General features: G+C 71.6%; 10 protein-coding genes. 3 read left to right on the top strand and 7 right to left on the bottom strand.

Translation table 11 applies throughout. The annotated features are described in order from the left end of the window. Positions 1 to 2: 2 nt before the first annotated feature. A complete protein-coding gene (locus tag ASC60_RS31140; protein WP_055556826.1) occupies positions 3 to 1937 on the bottom strand; it encodes an acyl-CoA dehydrogenase family protein in 1935 nt (644 codons plus the stop codon). A gap of 268 nt (positions 1938 to 2205) precedes the next feature. On the opposite strand from ASC60_RS31140, the gene ASC60_RS31135 reads away from it, so the two are divergent. Both ASC60_RS31135 and ASC60_RS31130 read left to right on the top strand, forming a co-directional pair. Continuing rightward, positions 2206 to 3213: a LacI family DNA-binding transcriptional regulator gene (locus ASC60_RS31135; protein ID WP_055556825.1), complete on the top strand. Its 1008-nt coding sequence runs from the start codon at positions 2206 to 2208 to the stop codon at positions 3211 to 3213. A gap of 69 nt (positions 3214 to 3282) precedes the next feature. After that, on the top strand, positions 3283 to 5328 hold the full coding sequence (locus ASC60_RS31130) for a TIM-barrel domain-containing protein (RefSeq protein ID WP_055556824.1): 2046 nt from the start codon (positions 3283 to 3285) through the stop codon (positions 5326 to 5328). Between the two features lie 108 nt (positions 5329 to 5436). Here the strand turns inward: ASC60_RS31130 and ASC60_RS31125 are convergent, their stop codons facing one another. The 5 genes from ASC60_RS31125 to ASC60_RS31105 are packed head-to-tail and all read right to left on the bottom strand — an operon-like array spanning position 5437 to position 11866. Then, a complete protein-coding gene (locus ASC60_RS31125) occupies positions 5437 to 6138 on the bottom strand; it encodes a hypothetical protein (protein WP_055556823.1) in 702 nt (233 codons plus the stop codon). Continuing rightward, positions 6108 to 8156, bottom strand: a complete 2049-nt coding sequence (locus ASC60_RS31120; RefSeq protein WP_055556821.1) for a beta-galactosidase — start codon at positions 8154 to 8156, stop codon at positions 6108 to 6110. Before ASC60_RS31120 ends, ASC60_RS31125 begins: the two co-directional genes overlap by 31 nt. A gap of 52 nt (positions 8157 to 8208) precedes the next feature. Beyond that, entirely contained in the window at positions 8209 to 9168 is a 960-nt protein-coding gene (locus tag ASC60_RS31115; RefSeq protein WP_107097212.1) for a carbohydrate ABC transporter permease, read from the bottom strand. 8 nt (positions 9169 to 9176) lie between these two features. Further along, positions 9177 to 10184: a sugar ABC transporter permease gene (locus ASC60_RS31110; protein WP_055556818.1), complete on the bottom strand. Its 1008-nt coding sequence runs from the start codon at positions 10182 to 10184 to the stop codon at positions 9177 to 9179. Next, positions 10184 to 11866: an extracellular solute-binding protein gene (locus tag ASC60_RS31105; RefSeq protein WP_055556817.1), complete on the bottom strand. Its 1683-nt coding sequence runs from the start codon at positions 11864 to 11866 to the stop codon at positions 10184 to 10186. Before ASC60_RS31105 ends, ASC60_RS31110 begins: the two co-directional genes overlap by 1 nt. A gap of 256 nt (positions 11867 to 12122) precedes the next feature. Between ASC60_RS31105 and ASC60_RS31100 the strand changes: the two genes are divergently transcribed. Further along, the gene (locus ASC60_RS31100; RefSeq protein ID WP_055556815.1) at positions 12123 to 15077 is read left to right on the top strand and encodes a glycoside hydrolase family 3 protein; all 2955 of its coding nucleotides are present in this window, start codon (positions 12123 to 12125) and stop codon (positions 15075 to 15077) included. Positions 15078 to 15125: 48 nt separating this feature from the next. Here ASC60_RS31100 and ASC60_RS31095 read toward each other — a convergent pair whose 3' ends face one another. Then, positions 15126 to 16586: an aldehyde dehydrogenase family protein gene (locus ASC60_RS31095; RefSeq protein ID WP_055556814.1), complete on the bottom strand. Its 1461-nt coding sequence runs from the start codon at positions 16584 to 16586 to the stop codon at positions 15126 to 15128. Positions 16587 to 16602 lie beyond the last annotated feature (16 nt).

Genomic DNA, 16602 nt, shown 5'->3' with positions numbered 1-16602 from the left:
GGTCACCTGATGGGGCGGTGGACGTTGTCCCTGGTCGACGGGCCGGGGGTGGCATCGGCGATCCACGGGCCGTCACCGCTGGGGTCGAGGACGCCCGCCTCCAGCCACTCGTACGAGCCGGAGAGCACCCCGGAGACCACCTTGCGGTCCAGGTCGTCGGTGTTGGTCCACAGCCGTCCGAACAGTTCGTCCGCGCGGATCCGGGCCTGCCGGCAGAAGACGTCGGCCAGCTGGTACGCCTCGACGCCGTGGTCGCCGCGGCTGCGCAGCATCTCGGCGCGTACGCAGGCCGCGCTCATCGCGAACAGCTCCGCGCCGATGTCCACGATCCGGCTGAGGAAGCCCTGTTTGGTCTCCATCCGGCCCTGCCAGCGCGACATGGCGTAGAACGTCGACCGGGCGAGCTTGCGCGCCGAGCGCTCGGCGTAGCGCAGATGCGGGGACAGGTCCCGGTGGCCCGGCGGGGCGAACTCGGCGTAGGCGCGCGGGAGGTGGCCGGGGCCGGTGACCAGGCCCGGCAGCCAGCGGGCGTAGAAGCCGCCCGCCTTGGCGGCCGCCTTGCCCTTGTCCGACAGGGACTTGTCCGGGTCGATGAGGTCGCCCGCGACGGACAGGTGCGCGTCCACGGCCTCCCGGGCGATCAGCAGATGCATGATCTCGGTGGAGCCCTCGAAGATCCGGTTGATGCGCAGGTCGCGGAGCATCTGCTCGGCGGGGACCGCCCGCTCCCCGCGGGCGGCGAGGGAGGCCGCGGTCTCGAAACCGCGGCCGCCGCGGATCTGGACCAGTTCGTCGGCCATCAGCCAGGCCATCTCGCTGCCGTAGAGCTTGGCGAGCGCCGCCTCGATGCGGATGTCGTTGCGGTCCTCGTCGGCCATCTGGGAGGCGAGGTCGATGACCGCCTCCAGCGCGAAGGTGGTCGCGGCGATGAAGGAGACCTTGGCGCCGACGGCCTCGTGCCGGGCGATCGGCTTGCCCCACTGCTCACGGGCCGCGGACCACTCACGGGCGATCTTCAGACACCACTTCCCGGCGCCCGCGCACATCGCGGGCAGCGAGAGCCGCCCGGTGTTGAGCGTGGTCAGCGCGATCTTGAGACCGGCGCCCTCGGGGCCGATGCGATTGGCCGCGGGGACCCGGACCCGGTGGAAGCGGGTCACCCCGTTCTCGATGCCGCGCAGCCCCATGAACGCGTTGCGGTTCTCGACGGTGACGCCCTCGGCGGCCGTCTCGACGACGAAGGCGCTGATCCCGCCCTTGTGGCCGTCGGACTTCGGCACCCGGGCCATGACGACGAGGAGATCGGCGACCACGCCGTTGGTGGTCCACAGCTTGACGCCGTCGAGGAGGTAGTCGTCCCCGTCCGGGATCGCGGTGGTGGCGAGCCGGGCCGGGTCGGACCCCACGTCCGGCTCGGTGAGCAGGAACGCCGATATGTCGGTGCGGGCGCAGCGCGGCAGGAAGCGGTCCTTCTGCTCCTGGGTGCCGAACAGCTTGACCGGCTGCGGCACGCCGATGGACTGGTGGGCGGAGAGCAGCGCGCCGATGGCGGGGCTGACGGAGCCGGCCAGCGCGAGGGCCTTGTTGTAGTAGACCTGGGTGAGGCCCAGGCCGCCGTACTTGGGATCGACCTTCATGCCGAGCGCGCCGAGTTCCTTGAGGCCGTTGATGGTCTCGTCGGGGATCTGCGACTCGCGCTCGATACGGGCGGGATCGACCCGGGTCTCGCAGAACTCGCGGAGCTTGGCGAGGAACGCCTCGCCACGCCGCACGTCGTCCGGCGCGGGGGCGGGGTGGGGGTGGATCAGATCGAGACGGAAGCGGCCGAGGAACAGCTCCTTGGCGAAACTCGGCTTGTGCCATACCTGTTCGCGTGCGGCCTCGGCGACCTGGCGCGCTTCACGCTCGGACACCGGCCTGACGGATGATGCGGTCATCGGTGCTCCCTTGCCGCAAATGACGATCTCGTGACATTACCGGCACGTACCGCTGTTCAGTGTGCCCCCGGCGGGCCGGGTCGGCAAAGTGGTGCCGCCTGGTGAAGCGCTTCGACACTCTCTGGACAGCTCATCGTGGAACAGGTTTACTGACTGCACGCTGTCTGTGTACTGGCTGCTCATGGGCTGCGCATGGACTGCGTACTGGCCGCGTAGCGGCTGTGTCGAAGCGCTTCACTTCCCTCTCCCGCCGGACGGAGTTCCCCGCATGGTCACTCTCGCCGAGGTCGCCCGCCACGCCGGAGTCTCCGCCAGCACGGTGAGCTACGTCCTCAGCGGCAAGCGCTCGATCTCGGCGCCCACCCGGGAGCGCGTGGAGCGGTCGATCAAGGAGCTGGGCTACCACCCGAACGCCGGAGCCCGCGCCCTCGCCAGCAGCCGTTCCAACATCATCGCGCTGATGGTGCCGCTGCGGACCGATATCTACGTACCGGTGATGATGGAGGTGGCCATCGCGGTCGCCACCACCGCCCGCGCGCACGGGTACGACGTGCTGCTGCTCACCGGCGAGGAGGGCCCGGCGGCGGTGCGCCGGATCACCGGCAGCGGGCTCGCCGACGCCATGATCCTGATGGACATCGAGCTGGAGGACGAGCGGCTGCCGTTGCTGCACGCGGCCCGCCAGCCCACCGTGCTGATCGGGCTGCCCGCCGACACCATCGGCCTGACCTGCGTCGATCTCGACTTCACCGCCACCGGCGCGCTGTGCGCGGAGCATCTGGCCGCCCTCGGCCACCGGGAGATCGCGGTGATCGGCGAGGCGGCGGCGGTCTACGAGCGCCACACCGGATTCGCCGAACGGACCCTGGACGGGCTGCGCACGACCGCCCGCGAGCTGGGGCTGCGGCTGCTGCACCGCCCGTGCGAGGGCTCTTACGAGTCGATGGACGGCACCCTGTCCCGGATCTTCGACGAGCGCCCCGGCACCACCGGCTTCATCGTCCAGAACGAAGCGGCCATCGATCCTCTGCTGAGCCTGTTGCGACGGCAGGGGCGGGCGGTCCCCGAGGACGTCTCGGTGGTCGCCATCTGCCCCGACCAGGTGGCCACCAGTGCGTCCGTGCGGCTCACCTCGGTCGCCATCCCCGCCCAGGAGATGGGGCGGCGGGCCGTCGAGCTGGTGGTGGCCAAGCTGCGGGGCGACGCCTCCGAGAAGGTGGCGCTGCTGGCGCCGGAGCTGACCGTACGGGCCAGCTCGGGCCCCGCCCCCTCCTGACGCCGGCGCCGCGCCCCGTAGGCACCGACCGTACGACCCCTCACCGCCGCACCCCCGAGGAGCGCATCCGTGAACCCGTCGCCGCCTTCGCCCGCCTCTTCCTCGCTCGCCCAGTCCTCCCCCACCGTCGGCACCTTCACCGAGCGCGGCAGCGCGCTGGAGTGGAGCGGGCGGCAGGAGACCGTACGCCTGGAGCCATGGGGGCCCGACGCGATCCGGGTGCGCGCCCGGCTCGGCGGGCCGCTGCTGGAGAACCTGCCCGGCGCGCTCCTCGACAGCCCGCCCAAGGCGGCCGCGCGCGTCGCGATCGGGGCCGGGGAGGCGTCGCTGACCTGCGGCGCGATCACCGCCCGGATCTCCGCGGAGGGCATGATCCGGTTCGAGGCCACCGAGGGCGGCCGGGAGCTGCTCGCCGAGCAGCGCGCCCACTTCTGGTGGCCCGGGCCGCGGCTGCGCACCGCCACCGGCAACGGCTACCACCGCATCGAGCAGCGCTTCGAGGCGTACGAGGGCGAGCGGCTGTACGGCCTCGGCCAGCACCAGCACGGACTGCTGGACCAGAAGGGCGCCGTGATCGACCTGGTGCAGCGCAACTCCGAGGTGTCCATCCCGCTCCTCACCTCCAGCCGCGGCTACACCCTGCTGTGGAACAACCCGGCGATCGGGCGCGTCGAGCTGGGCGCGACCGGCACCCGCTGGGTCGCCGACAGCGCACGCCAGATCGACTACTGGATCACGGCCGGGGACCCGGCCGCCGCCCAGCGCCGCTACTCCGCGGTGACCGGACGCGCGCCGATGCTGCCGGAGTGGGCGGCCGGGTTCTGGCAGTGCAAGCTGCGCTACCGCACCCAGGAGGAGCTGCTGGCCGTGGCCCGCGAGCACAAGCGGCGCGGGCTGCCGATCGACGCGATCGTCTGCGACTTCTTCCACTGGACGCACCTGGGCGACTGGAAGTTCGACCCGGTGGCCTGGCCCGACCCGGCGGCGATGACGCGCGAGCTGGACGACCTGGGCATCAAGCTGGTGGTCTCGGTGTGGCCCTCGGTCTCCCCGCTGAGCGAGAACCACGAGACGATGGAGCAGCGGGGCTTCCTGGTCGGTACCGAGTACGGGCCCACGGCGCACGCCGACTGGCCGGATGTGCGCGAGGGCGAGCGGATCCACGTCGCCTTCTACGACGCGACGCATCCGCGGGCCCGGGAGTTCATGTGGTCGCGGGTGCGGGAGAACTACCTGGAGCCGTACGGGATCCGCGCCTTCTGGCTGGACGCCTGCGAACCGGAGATCAAGCCCGGTTTCCCGGCGAATCTGCGCTACCACGCGGGGCCGGGCCTGGAGGTCGGCAACCTCTACCCGCGCGAGAACGCCCGCGCGATCCACGAGGGTCTGCGCGCGGCGGGCGAGGAGGAGGTGGTGACCCTCAACCGCTCGGCGTGGGCGGGCAGCCAGCGCCACGGGGCCGCCCTGTGGTCCGGCGACATCGGCACCGACTTCGCGACGCTGCGCCGCCAGATCGCCGCCGGGCTCAACGTGGCCCTGTCCGGCATCCCGTGGTGGAACACCGACATCGGCGGCTTTCACGGCGGCGACCCGGACGACCCGGCCTACCGCGAAGTGCTGATCCGCTGGTTCCAGTTCGGCGCGCTGTCGCCGATCATGCGGCTGCACGGCTTCCGCGACCCGGGGCTGCCGCTCGGGCCCGGCATGACCGGCGGCCCGAACGAGGTGTGGTCCTACGGCGAGGAGGCCGAGCGCGTCCTCGGCTCCTGTCTGCGGCTGCGCGAGCGGCTCAAGCCGTATGTGCTGGCGCAGATGCGCGCCGCCCACGAGGAGGGGCTGCCGCCCATGCGCCCGCTCTTCCTGGAGTTCCCCGGCGACGAGGCGGCCTGGGGCGTCGCGGACGCCTTTCTGCTCGGCCCCGACCTGCTGGTCGCCCCGGTCCTGGAGGCGGGCGCCACCGATCGGACGGCGTATCTCCCGGCGGGCGCGCGCTGGACGGACGCCTGGACGGGCGAGGTGTACGACGGCGGCCGGACGGTGACCGTCCCCGCCCCGCTGGACCGCATCCCGCTGTTCCTGCGGGACGGCGCCCGGCTGCCGGTGCGGGAGCCCTGACCGGCCGCGGCCATGAGCGGCCGCGGCCATGAGCGGCCCGCCGGCGCCGGCCGGCACCGCGCGTGCCGCCGCTCCCCGGAGAGCGGCGGCACGCGGTGGCGGGCGGGATCAGCCGGCGGACACGCCGAAGCTGTTGGTCTTGAAGTCCAGGCCGCCGGACGAGGAGGTGATCTCGTAGCCGAACTGGACGTCGCCGATGGTCACGTCGCCGAACCAGCCCTTGGTGTTCTTGATCCAGTTCACGATGGGCTTGATGTCCACGGTGCCGGAGCTGGAGTTGGAGCTGCGGATGAAGGAGAAGACCTGGTTGGAGCCGTTGCTGCCCTTGTAGACGGTCCAGGTGTGGCCGCCGAGGGTGACGGTGCCCTGGGAGGTGCCGAGGGGGCCGACCGGGCCGGTCTTGTTGACCCACAGCATGATCTCGTACGCGTGGTTGCTGTCCCAGATGTCGTACGAGGTGTTGTACGCGCCCGAGGACGGCACGGTGACGTTGTAGCTGCTCGTCAGGGTGTTGATGGCGCTGATCTTCTTGCCGACGACCTTCTTGGCGTTGGGGTAGGACTTGATGCCGCCGGTGTTCGGGTGGTTGGCCCAGACGCCCCAGTCGGCGGCGGAGTTGGCCCAGATGGTCTGCGCTCCGGCGCCGGAGCCCCAGATGTTGTTGTAGAGGGTGTAGCCGCCGGTGGACCAGTTGCCCCACTGCTCCGAGGAGGACCAGGTGGCGGCGTGGGCGGGGGCGGCGGCGAAGCCGATGAGTGCGAGGAGCGCGAACAGCGGCGTCAGGAAGAGCTTTCGAGCGGCTCGGTGCACGGTGCTGCTCCCTTCGGGTGGGGGGAATCGAGCGGGGTCAGGACCACGACCGCGTAGCGGTCGAGGTGGACCTGGGTGTCGTACACGCGGCCGGTGAGCAGGTCGGTCCGCGCGGACGGGAGGGGGACGACCGCGGGGGCGCGGCCGTGGTTGAGGAGGAAAAGGCAGTCACCGCGCGGCACGGCCTCGACGCCCTCGGGGATGCCGGGCAGCGGTGGCCGCAGGCCCGCCTCGCCGGCGGCGCGGGCCAGCAGGGCGCGCAGGGCGGCGGGTTCGGGGAGGGTGGAGACGTACCAGGCGGTGCCGTCGCCGTGGGCGTTGCGGGTGATGGCGGGCAGTCCGTCCAGCTCACCGCCCTTGATCCGGGCGACGGTCTCGGCGGTGGCCGGCTCCAGGTCCTCGGACCAGAGGGTGCCGGTGAAGGGGCCGAGCCAGGGGCTCTCGGCGGTCACGGTCTCGCCCTCGTCCAGCGGCCACCACTCGTGGACCGTGCGCAGGCCCAGGATGTCGCGCAGCCGCTGGTCGACCCCGCCGGGGCGGACCCGGTCGTCCTCGTCGGCGACGCCGGTGAAGAAGCCGCAGACGAGGGTGCCGCCGCCGCGGACGTAACCGGCCAGGTTCTCCAGTGCCTCATCGGTCAGCAGATAGAGATGGGGCACGGCGACCAGGGCGTAGTCGGTGAGGTCGGCCTGCGGGTGGGCGAAGTCGGTGGTGAGGTTCCGCTCCCACAGGGCCTGGTGCCAGGCGCGCAGCACCTGGTCGTAGTGGAGCCGGGAGGAGGGGCGGCCGCCCTGGACGCTCGCCCACCAGGCGTGCCAGTCGTGCAGGATCGCGGCCCGGGCTGGCACGTCGCTGCCCGCGACGGGGCCCAGCTCGCGCAGCTGGGCGCCGAGTTCGCGCACCTGGGCATAGGCGCGGCTGTGCTCCCCGGCGTGGGTGACCATGCCGGAGTGGAACTTCTCAGCTCCCTGCCGGGACTGCCGCCACTGGAAGAAGCAGACGCCGTCGGCGCCGCGCGCGACGGCCTGCAGCGACCACAGCCGCATCAGACCCCGTGGCTTGGGGTGGTTGACGCCGCGCCAGTTGACCGGGCCGGCGGCCTGCTCCATCAGCACCCATGGCCCGCCGGCCTGGGAACGGGTCAGGTCGTGGATCATCGCCCCGTACGCGCCGCCGTGCGGGTCCTTGGGGTCGGGGTAGACGTCGACGGAGACGACGTCCTCCTCGGCGGCCCAGGCCCAGCCGTCCTGGCCGATGAACAGCGGCATGAAGTTGGTGGTCACCGGGATGTGCGGGGTGCGCGCGGCCAGCGCGTCGCGCTCGGCGGTGAAGCACTCCAGCAGCGCGTCGCTGGTGAAGCGGCGGAAGTCCAGCGCCTGCGCGGGGTTGCCGAGGTACTGGGCCCGGCGCGGCGGGATGATCTCCTCCCAGCAGTCGTAGCGCTGGCTCCAGAAGGCGGTCCCCCATGCCTCGTTGAGCGCGTCGAGGCGGCCGTACCTGGCGCGTAACCAGCGGCGGAAGTGGGTGGCGGTGGTGTCGCACCAGCAGTGGGTGCCGTACTCGTTGCCCACGTGCCACATCCGCAGGGCGGGGTGGTTTCCGTAGCGCTCGGCCAGGTCCTCGGTGATGCGCTGGGCGTAGTCGCGGTAGACGGGGGACGAGGCGCAGAACTGGTTCCGCGAGCCGTACCAGACGACTCCGCCGGTCTCGTCGCGCGGCAGCGTCTCGGGGTGGCGGGCGCCCATCCAGGGCGGCGGGGAGGCGGTCGGGGTGGCCAGGCACACCTCGATGCCGCCCTGGTGGAGCAGGTCCATGACCCGGTCGAGCCAGCCGAAGTCGCGGGCCCCGGGGCGGGGTTCGAGCGTGGCCCAGGAGAAGACGCCGACCGTGACGGTGGTGACGCCCGCCTCGCGCATCAGCCGGACGTCGTCGTGCCAGACGCTCTCGGGCCACTGCTCGGGGTTGTAGTCCGCGCCGTAGAGGACGCGGCCGCGGGTGGCGTCGTTCAGGTCGGGCATACCGGCTCTTTCCGGTCGGGGCTGGCTGGTGGAACGGGCGGGGGCGCTCGGATCAGCCCTTGACGGCGCCGATGAGCATGCCCTTGGTGAAGTGCTTCTGGACGAAGGGGTAGAGGATCGCGACCGGGATCAGCGCGAGCACCATGACGGCCATCTGCACGGCCAGGCCCGGGACCTGCTGGCTGGAGATCATCTGGGACATGCCCTGGGGCGCCTGCTGTTTGATGACGAGCTGGCGCAGGATCATCTGCAGCGGCCACATCTGCTGATCGTTCAGGTAGAGCATCGCGTTGAACCACTGGCTCCAGTAGCCGACCGCGTAGAACAGCGAGACCACCGCGACCACCGCCTTGGACAGCGGCATCACGATCCGGAACAGGATCCGCCACTCCCCCGCGCCGTCGATGCGGGCGCTGTCGACCAGCTCGGGCGCGGTGTCCTGGAAGAACGCGCGCAGCACCAGCACGTTGAAGACCGAGATGGCGCTCGGCAGGATCATCGACCAGTAGCTGCCCTCCAGGCCGACCCCGGTGACCAGCAGATACGTGGGGATCAGACCGGCGTTGAAGAACATCGTGACGAGCAGCAGCATCAGGATCGGACGGTGCAGGAACGACCCGGAGCGGGACAGTCCGTAGGCGCACAGCACGGAGACCACCGTGCTGATCGCGGTGCCCACCGCGGTGAGCGCGAGGCTGACGAGCGTCGCGCGGGTCACCGTGCCGCCGCTCAGCAGCTCGGTATAGGCCCGGAAGGTGATCGTCTCGGGGACGATCACCAGACCACCGGCGTCGGTGATGGTTCTCTGGTCGGAGAGGCTGGTGACGATCACCACCCACAGCGGGCCGAGGATCGCCAGGCACACCCCGGTGAGGGTGACGCCCTTGAGCCCCTGGCCGACCCTGCCGGGCTCCTCCTCCCACACCGGGCGCTTCTCCCCGCCGCGCCGGCGCAGGGGCTGGGCGGAGGGCGTCGCGGCGGGGGCGGCGGCGGGCCGCTCGGTCACGGTCATGTCCGGCGTCATTTCCGGTAAACCCCCTGCTCGCCGAGCATATGGGCGACTTTGTTGGCGATCAGCACCAGGACCAGGCTGAAGACGCCCTTGATCAGGCCGCCCGCGGCGGCGATCCCGTAGTCGGTGTTGGCGATGCCGACCCACCACACATAGGTGTCGAAGACCTCCGAGGCGCCCGGCCCCACCGCGTCACGCTGGAGCAGGATCTGCTCGAAGCCGACGGTCAGCGCGTCGCCGACGCGCAGCACCAGCAGCAGGGCGATCACCGGGCGCAGCGCGGGCAGCGTGACGTGCCACATCCGGCGCCACCGGCCCGCGCCGTCCACGGCGGCCGCCTCGTACAGGTCCTGGTTGACGGCGGACAGCGCGGCGAGGAAGACGATCACGCCCCAGCCCGCGTCCTTCCACACCAGCTGGGCGGTGACCAGGAACGTGAAGACGCCCGGGTCGGTCATCAGGTCGAAGCCCTCGTACCCGTGGGAGCGCAACTGCTGGGCGAGGAGCCCGGCGCCGCCGAGCATCTGCTGGAAGATCGTGATGACCAGCACCCAGGAGAAGAAGTGCGGCAGATACAGGATCGACTGCACCAGTCCCCGGAGCCGGTCGCTGAGCACGCTGTTGAGCAGCAGCGCGAGCGCGACCGGCACCGGGAAGAACAGCACCAGCTGGATGAAGGTGATGCTGAGGGTGTTGGCGAAGGCGTCCCAGAAGCGGCTGTCCTGGAAGAGCAGGGTGAAGTTGTCGAACCCGGCCCAGGGGCTGGTCCACAGCCCCTGGGTGAACGGGTCGTAGTCCTTGAAGGCGACCGTGGTCCACAGCAGCGGGACGTAGGTGAAGAGCAGGAGCAGAGCGACGGCCGGGGCCGTCATCAGCAGCAGGGTGCGGTCGCGGCGCAGCCGGTGCCACCACCGGACGCCGTCCGCGGAGCGGCGGCTGTGGGCTTCCGCCCGGCCGCGGAACTTCCGGCGGAGCTTCCGGTCGGGGAGCTTCCGGTCGGGGAGGTCCACCGCCATCAGGCGCCGCTGCCGTTCTCGTCGAGGAGCTTGGCATACCAGTCGCGGAGCCGGTCGCCGCCGCCGCTGCGCCAGTCGCTGATGGCCCGCTGGGCGTCCTTGATCGACTTGCGGCTGCGGGTGACGTCCTTGGCCAGGTCCTCGAAGGGGGTGTAGAGGGAGGCGTACCGGTTGGGCTCCTGGATCTGCATGCCGTAGAAGAGCGGCTTCTTCGCGAACTTGCCCATGCGCCGCATCCAGCCGCAGTAGTCCTCGACCATCTGCGGGAAGTCCGGGTAGGCGACGCTGGCCTGCGGGGACACGATGAAGCGGTAGGTGTCCTGGACATCGCGCACACCGGTGGCGTTCTTGACCGGGACGCCGTCCTTCATGGTGTGGTGCACGCCCTCGACGCCGTAGTCGATGAGCCGCTGCTCCTTGGTACCGAAGGGCGCGGCGATGAAGTTGGCGAGGGCGAGGATTTCCTCGATCTGCTCCTTGCCGAGGTTCTTGCTGAGGAAGGACCAGATCTGGGCGGGCGGGTCGAGATAGAGGACCGGGTCGCCGCCGTCGGGACCGAAATAGTCCATCCCCTGGATCTTGAAGTCGGGTTGGGGCTCGGCCTGTTCGAAGGTGGCGCCGTACCATTTGGCGTCGCCGTCGTTGTAGATGAGGGTCTGGCCGGAGGTGAAGCGGGTCAGCGCGTCATTGGCCTTGCCCGCGACCGCGTCGGGGTGGACATAGCCCTTGGCGAAGAGCTTGCGGCACCACTCCAGGGCCTCGAGGTAGTTGTCGGTCTCCACCTTGTGGACGAGCTTTCCGTCCTTCTCCACCCAGTAATACGGCTTTTCGCCCGGGCAGCCGAAGAATTTCTGCGCCGCCCACCACATGTCGTCGCACGCCCACACCTTGCTCTTGGGCCGGGTGATCTCCTTGGCGAGGGCGAGGAATTCGTCCGGGCTCCTGGGGACCTGATATCCGTTCTTCCTGAACAGGTCCTCGCGGTAGTACGGGATGACTCCGGCGAGCGGGCGGGAGGGCATCGGCAGGCCGCGGAGCTTGCCTCCGAAGACGGACATCTGCCAGGCGGCGGTGGGAATGGCGGCCAGGTTGGGGTATTTCTTGACCTTGTCACCGGAGAGATACGGGCCGAGGTCGGCGAATTTCGCGCCGACCGCGCCATGGATCTTTCCGCCCATCTCCCACAGCGGAATCATCACGATGTCGGCGATGTCTCCGGAGGCGAGGACGGCGCTGAGCTTCTCGCCGTAGGTGTTGCCGTCCTGCGGCTGAAGTTTGATCGTCGCGCCGAGCGCTTCGTCGACAGCCTTGTCATAGGCGTTGTTCTTGGGCGGCGGAGTGCCCCACAGCGGTTCGAACATGGTGTAGCTGCCGCCGTGTCCGGGCTTGCCCTTCACGGAGGCGACGAGGTCGGCGGCGGGCGGGGCCTTGGTGTAGCCGGGGCTGGAGCCGTTGACGCTCGGAATATCCGGGTCCGCCACCTTCGAGGCCACATAGGTCGGCAGCAGCTTCTTCAGGTCCTTGCCGGAGGTGGTGCCGTTCTTGTCGCCGCTGTCCTCCGTGGAGCACGCGGACAACAGCGGAACACCTCCCGTCACGGCCACCGCGGCGATCGCCGTGGAGGCCAGGAAGGTTCTCCGGCCGGGAGGGGAAGTGGAGGCCGAAGCCTGGGAGTTCGGCATTGCGTCAACCCTTCGTGGCGAGCCCGCCGTACGATCGATGGTCGAAGCGCTTCGATATTGCGCTGAGATTAAGTGGGAGGGTCAGGTCGCGCAAGGGCCGGGCGGGAAGGAGTCGACGACGGTTCGTTGATTCTTGTTCTCTTCTAACCCGGCCCCGGACAAGGGCCGTTGATCGTTCGAGTCTTGACAGGGCGCGGCTCGGCCCTCCAGCATCGAAGCGCTTCGAATCACACCTCCGACCTCCGCGAGGAGACCCGTGAGCGGTTACGAGCCCGGTACGCCGGCGACCCGTCCGCCCTTCCGCGATCCGCGGCTGCCGCTCGGCGCCCGCGTGGACGACCTGCTCACCCGGCTCACGGCCGACGAGCGGATCGCGATGCTCCACCAGTACGCCCCCGCGGTGGAACGGCTCGGCCTCGCCGCCTTCCGCACCGGGCAGGAGGCGCTGCACGGCGTCGCCTGGATGGGACCGGCGACCGTGTTCCCGCAGGCCGTCGGGCTCGGCGCCACCTGGAGCCCGGACCTGGTGCGGCGGATCGGCGAGGCGGTCGGCGCCGAGGTACGGGCCATGCGCGCCCGCGACCCCCGGGTCGGGCTCAATGTGTGGGCGCCCACGGTCAATCTGCTGCGCGATCCGCGCTGGGGCCGCAACGAGGAGGGGTACGCCGAGGATCCGTACCTCACCTCCGCCCTGGCCGCCGCCTACACCCGCGGGCTGCGCGGCGACCATCCGGACCGCTGGCGCACCGCCCCGGTCCTCAAGCACTGGCTGGCGCACAACAACGAGACCGCCCGCGACACCACGTCGTCCTCCGTGCGCCCGCGCGTCCTGCACGAATACGACCTCGCGGCCTTCCGCGGCGCGGTGCGGGCGGGCGCGGTGGCCGGGGTGATGCCCGCGTACAACCTGGTCAACGGGCGGCCCAACCATCTCTCCCCGTATCTGCGGGAGCACTTGCGCACCTGGACCGGCCAGGAGCTGGTGGTGTGCTCGGACGCGGGCGCGCCGTCCAACCTGGTCGACTCCGAGCACTACTTCGCCACCCATGAGGAGGGCGTGGCGGCCGCCCTGCTGGCCGGGGTGGACAGCTTCACCGACCACGACCAGGACGCCTCGAAGACGATCGGCCGGGTGCGGGGCGCGCTGGAGCGCGGGCTCATCGACACCTCCGTGATCGACACGGCGGTGCGGCGGCTGCTGACGATGCGGTGCGCGCTGGGCGAGTTCGACGGGGACGACGATCCGTACGCCGATCCGCGGGGCGCCGGTTTCGACACGCCCGCGCACCGGGCGCTCGCCCTGGAGGCCGCCGAACAGGCCGTCGTCCTGCTCAAGAACGACGGGCTGCTGCCGCTGTCGCCGTCCGCCACCGGCACGCTGGCCGTGGTCGGCCCGCTCGCCGACGAGTGCAAGCTCGACTGGTACAGCGGCGCTCTGCTGCGCCGCAGTTCGCCGCGCGAGGCGCTGGCCGCGCGGCTCGGCGCGGACCGTGTGGTGTTCGTGGAGGGGACGGACACCGTACGGCTGCGCACCACGGCGGGCTGGGTGCGGGTGCCGCCCGGTGCCGTGGCGGAGGGGGCGGGCCGGGCGGGGGCGCGGGAGGCGTCGCTCAACCCGGCGCAACGGGCCGCGCGCACCGATCTGCCGCCACTGACCATCGGTGACACCCCCACCGACCTGGCGCTGGCCGACTGGGGCGGGGGCGTGTTCACGCTGCGCGCCCCCTCCGGCCGTTATCTGACGGTCGCCGGGGACGGTTTCGTCCGGGCCGCCGCCGAGCAGCCCGGCGGCTGGGTGGTCCAGGAGACGTTCGCGCTGGAGCGGCACGGTGACGGACATCTCCTCAGACACGGCGGGACGGGCGGATATGTCTGTGTCGCCGCCGAGGGCCTGAAGGTTGCCGACCGCTCCCGGGCCGAGGTCTTCCACCGGCACGTCGTCGAACGCGGCGAGGACGCCGTCGCGCGCGCCGCCGCGGCCGCCGACACGGTCGTCGTTGTCCTGGGCAACGATCCGCACATCAACGGCCGCGAGACCGAGGACCGCGCCACCCTCGCCCTGCCCGCCGGGCAGGACCGGCTGTGGCGTACGGCCCACGCCGCCAACCCGCGCACCGCGCTGGTGCTGACCAGCAGCTATCCGTACGCCGTCGGGGACGCGGCCGACACGCTGCCCGCCCTGCTGTGGACCGCGCACGGCGGCCAGGCGGCGGGCACCGGACTGGCCCGGGTGCTGTTCGGCGACGTCTCACCGGCCGGGCGGCTGCCGCAGACCTGGTACGCCTCCGAGGACGATCTGCCCGACCTGCTGGACTACGACATCATCACCTCCCGCGCCACCTACCTCTACTTCGACCGCGCCCCGCTCTTCCCCTTCGGGCACGGCCTGTCGTACACCCGTTTCGACTACGACGACCTGTCGGTGCGGCAGGACGACAACACCGCCCCTGCCGGGTCGCTGACCGTCGAGTGCACGGTCACCAACTCCGGCCCGTGCGACGGTGACGAGGTGGCGCAGATCTATGTGAGCGCGCCGGGGGCGCGCGTGCCGCGCCCGCACCGACGGCTGATCGCCCACCGCCGGGTGGCCTTGCGCCGGGGCGAGCGGGTGCGGCTGTTCTTCACCGTGCCGGTGGACGAGGCGCTGGGGTTCTGGGACGTGGCGCACGGCCGCTGGACCGTCGACCCGGGCCGTTACGAGATCCACGCGGGCGGCTCCAGCGCGGACATCCGCCGCACCGCCGCCCTCACCCTCGACGGCCCGCCGCCCGCCCCGCGCCCGGTGCTGCGGCGCGGGCTGGAGGCCGCGGACTACGACGCGACGGACGGCACCGTGCTCGTCGACCGCGCCAAGGCGCGCGGCGACGCGGTGGCCTGCGGCGACGAGGCGGTCGGCCGGCTGCTCTTCCGCGCCTGCGACTTCGGCGCGGGCGCGACGGCGGTCACAGTCGAGGCGGCCCACGAGGCGGCGGGCGGCGGGGCGGCGGTCGAGGGCACGGCGGACGGTGGGGCGGGGGTCGGTGAGGCGGCGGTCGAACTGCACCTCGCCGACGGCACGCCCCTGGCCACCGTCGCCATCCCGCCCACCGGCGGCCGCTACGCGTACACCGCCGTCCGCGCCGATCTGCCCACGCCGCCGGCCGGCGTGCACGACCTCCACATCACGCTGCGCGGGGCTCTGCGGCTGGCCCGCCTCGGCTTCGAAGGCTGAGGGCCCGTACGAAACCCGGGGCGGGCCGTATCCGCTCCGGCGGTGGGCCTACAGGTCGATCCCGGTGAGGACCATGACCCGCTCGTAGGTGTAGTCCTCCATCGCGAACCGCACGCCCTCGCGCCCCACGCCGGACTTCTTGACGCCCCCGTAGGGCATCTGGTCGGCCCGGTACGACGGCACATCGCCGACGATCACCCCGCCGACCTCCAGCGCGCGGTGGGCGCGGAACGCGGTCTGCACATCGCGGGTGAAGACACCCGTCTGCAGCCCGTACTTGGAGTCGTTGACGGCCGCGAACGCCGCCTCCTCGTCCGCCGCCCGCTGGATGGTGAGCACCGGGCCGAAGACCTCCTCGCAGGAGATCGTGACGTCCGCCGGGACGTCCGCGAGCACCGTCGGGGCGTAGCTCGCACCCTCGCGCTTGCCACCCGTCAGCAGCTTCGCACCGGCCTGCACGGCCTCGTCCACCCAGGACTCGACGCGCTTGGCCGCGTCCTCGTTGACCAGCGGGCCGACATCGGTCGCGTCATCGGACGGATCGCCGGTGACCTGTGCCTCGACGGCCGCGACGACCTTCGGCAGCAGCCGCTCGTACACCGACGCGTCCGCGATCACCCGCTGCACGGAGATGCAGGACTGGCCGCCCTGGTAGTTGGAGAACGTGCCGATGCGGGTGGCCGCCCAGTCGAGGTCGGCGTCGGCGGCGTAGTCGGACAGGACCACCGCCGCGCCGTTGCCGCCCAGCTCCAGCGTGCAGTGCTTGTGCGGCACCGACGCCTGGATCGCGTAGCCGACCTTGTCCGAACCGGTGAAGGAGATGACCGGCAGCCGCTCGTCCTGGACCAGCGCGGGCATCTGGTCGTTCGGCACCGGCAGCACGCTCCAGGAGCCCGCCGGAAGGTCCGTCTCGGCCAGCAGCTCGCCGAGGACCAGCGCGGACAGCGGGGTCGCGGGCGCCGGCTTGAGGATGATCGGCGCGCCGACCGCGAGGGCCGGGGCGACCTTGTGCGCGCACAGGTTCAGCGGGAAGTTGAACGGCGCGATGCCGAGCACGGTGCCCCGCGGGAAGCGGCGGGTCAGCGCGAGCCGCCCCTCACCACCGGCGTCGGTGTCCAGCCGCTGGGCCTCGCCGCCGTTGAACCGGCGGGCCTCCTCCGCCGCGAGCCGGAAGACGGAGACGGCGCGTCCGACCTCACCGCGCGCCCACTTCATGGGCTTGCCGTTCTCGTCCGAGATGAGCCGGGCGATCTCTTCGGTGCGCTCGGCGAGCCGTCGCGCGACGTGGTCGAGGGCGGCGGCCCGTACGTGCGCGGGCGTCGCGGCGAACTCCCCGCGCACGGCCTCGGCGGCCGCCACGGCCTCCTCGATCTGCGCCTCGGTGGGGACGCTCACCGCGCCGACGCGCCGGCCGTCCCAGGGCGACGTGACCTCGAGCGTGCTCTCGCCCGTCGCCTCGCGGCCGGCGAGCCAGAACGCATGGGTGACAGCTTCGTTTGTGTCCGGCACAGCGGATCCCGACCCT

Source organism: Streptomyces sp. NBRC 110028 (assembly GCF_001417735.1).
In the GTDB taxonomy this organism is placed as follows: domain Bacteria; phylum Actinomycetota; class Actinomycetes; order Streptomycetales; family Streptomycetaceae; genus Streptomyces.
The sequence above is the reverse complement of the archived record's forward strand: the minus strand, read 5'-3'. Positions and strand labels throughout refer to the sequence as shown.

Coding starts and splice junctions, on each gene's coding strand:
- ASC60_RS31120 (WP_055556821.1), bottom strand. CDS start 8,156: ATGCCCGACCTGAACGACGCCACCCGCGGCCGCGTCCTCTACGGCGCG.
- ASC60_RS31105 (WP_055556817.1), bottom strand. CDS start 11,866: ATGCCGAACTCCCAGGCTTCGGCCTCCACTTCCCCTCCCGGCCGGAGA.
- ASC60_RS31110 (WP_055556818.1), bottom strand. CDS start 10,184: ATGGCGGTGGACCTCCCCGACCGGAAGCTCCCCGACCGGAAGCTCCGC.
- ASC60_RS31115 (WP_107097212.1), bottom strand. CDS start 9,168: ATGACCGTGACCGAGCGGCCCGCCGCCGCCCCCGCCGCGACGCCCTCC.
- ASC60_RS31135 (WP_055556825.1), top strand. CDS start 2,206: ATGGTCACTCTCGCCGAGGTCGCCCGCCACGCCGGAGTCTCCGCCAGC.
- ASC60_RS31140 (WP_055556826.1), bottom strand. CDS start 1,937: ATGACCGCATCATCCGTCAGGCCGGTGTCCGAGCGTGAAGCGCGCCAG.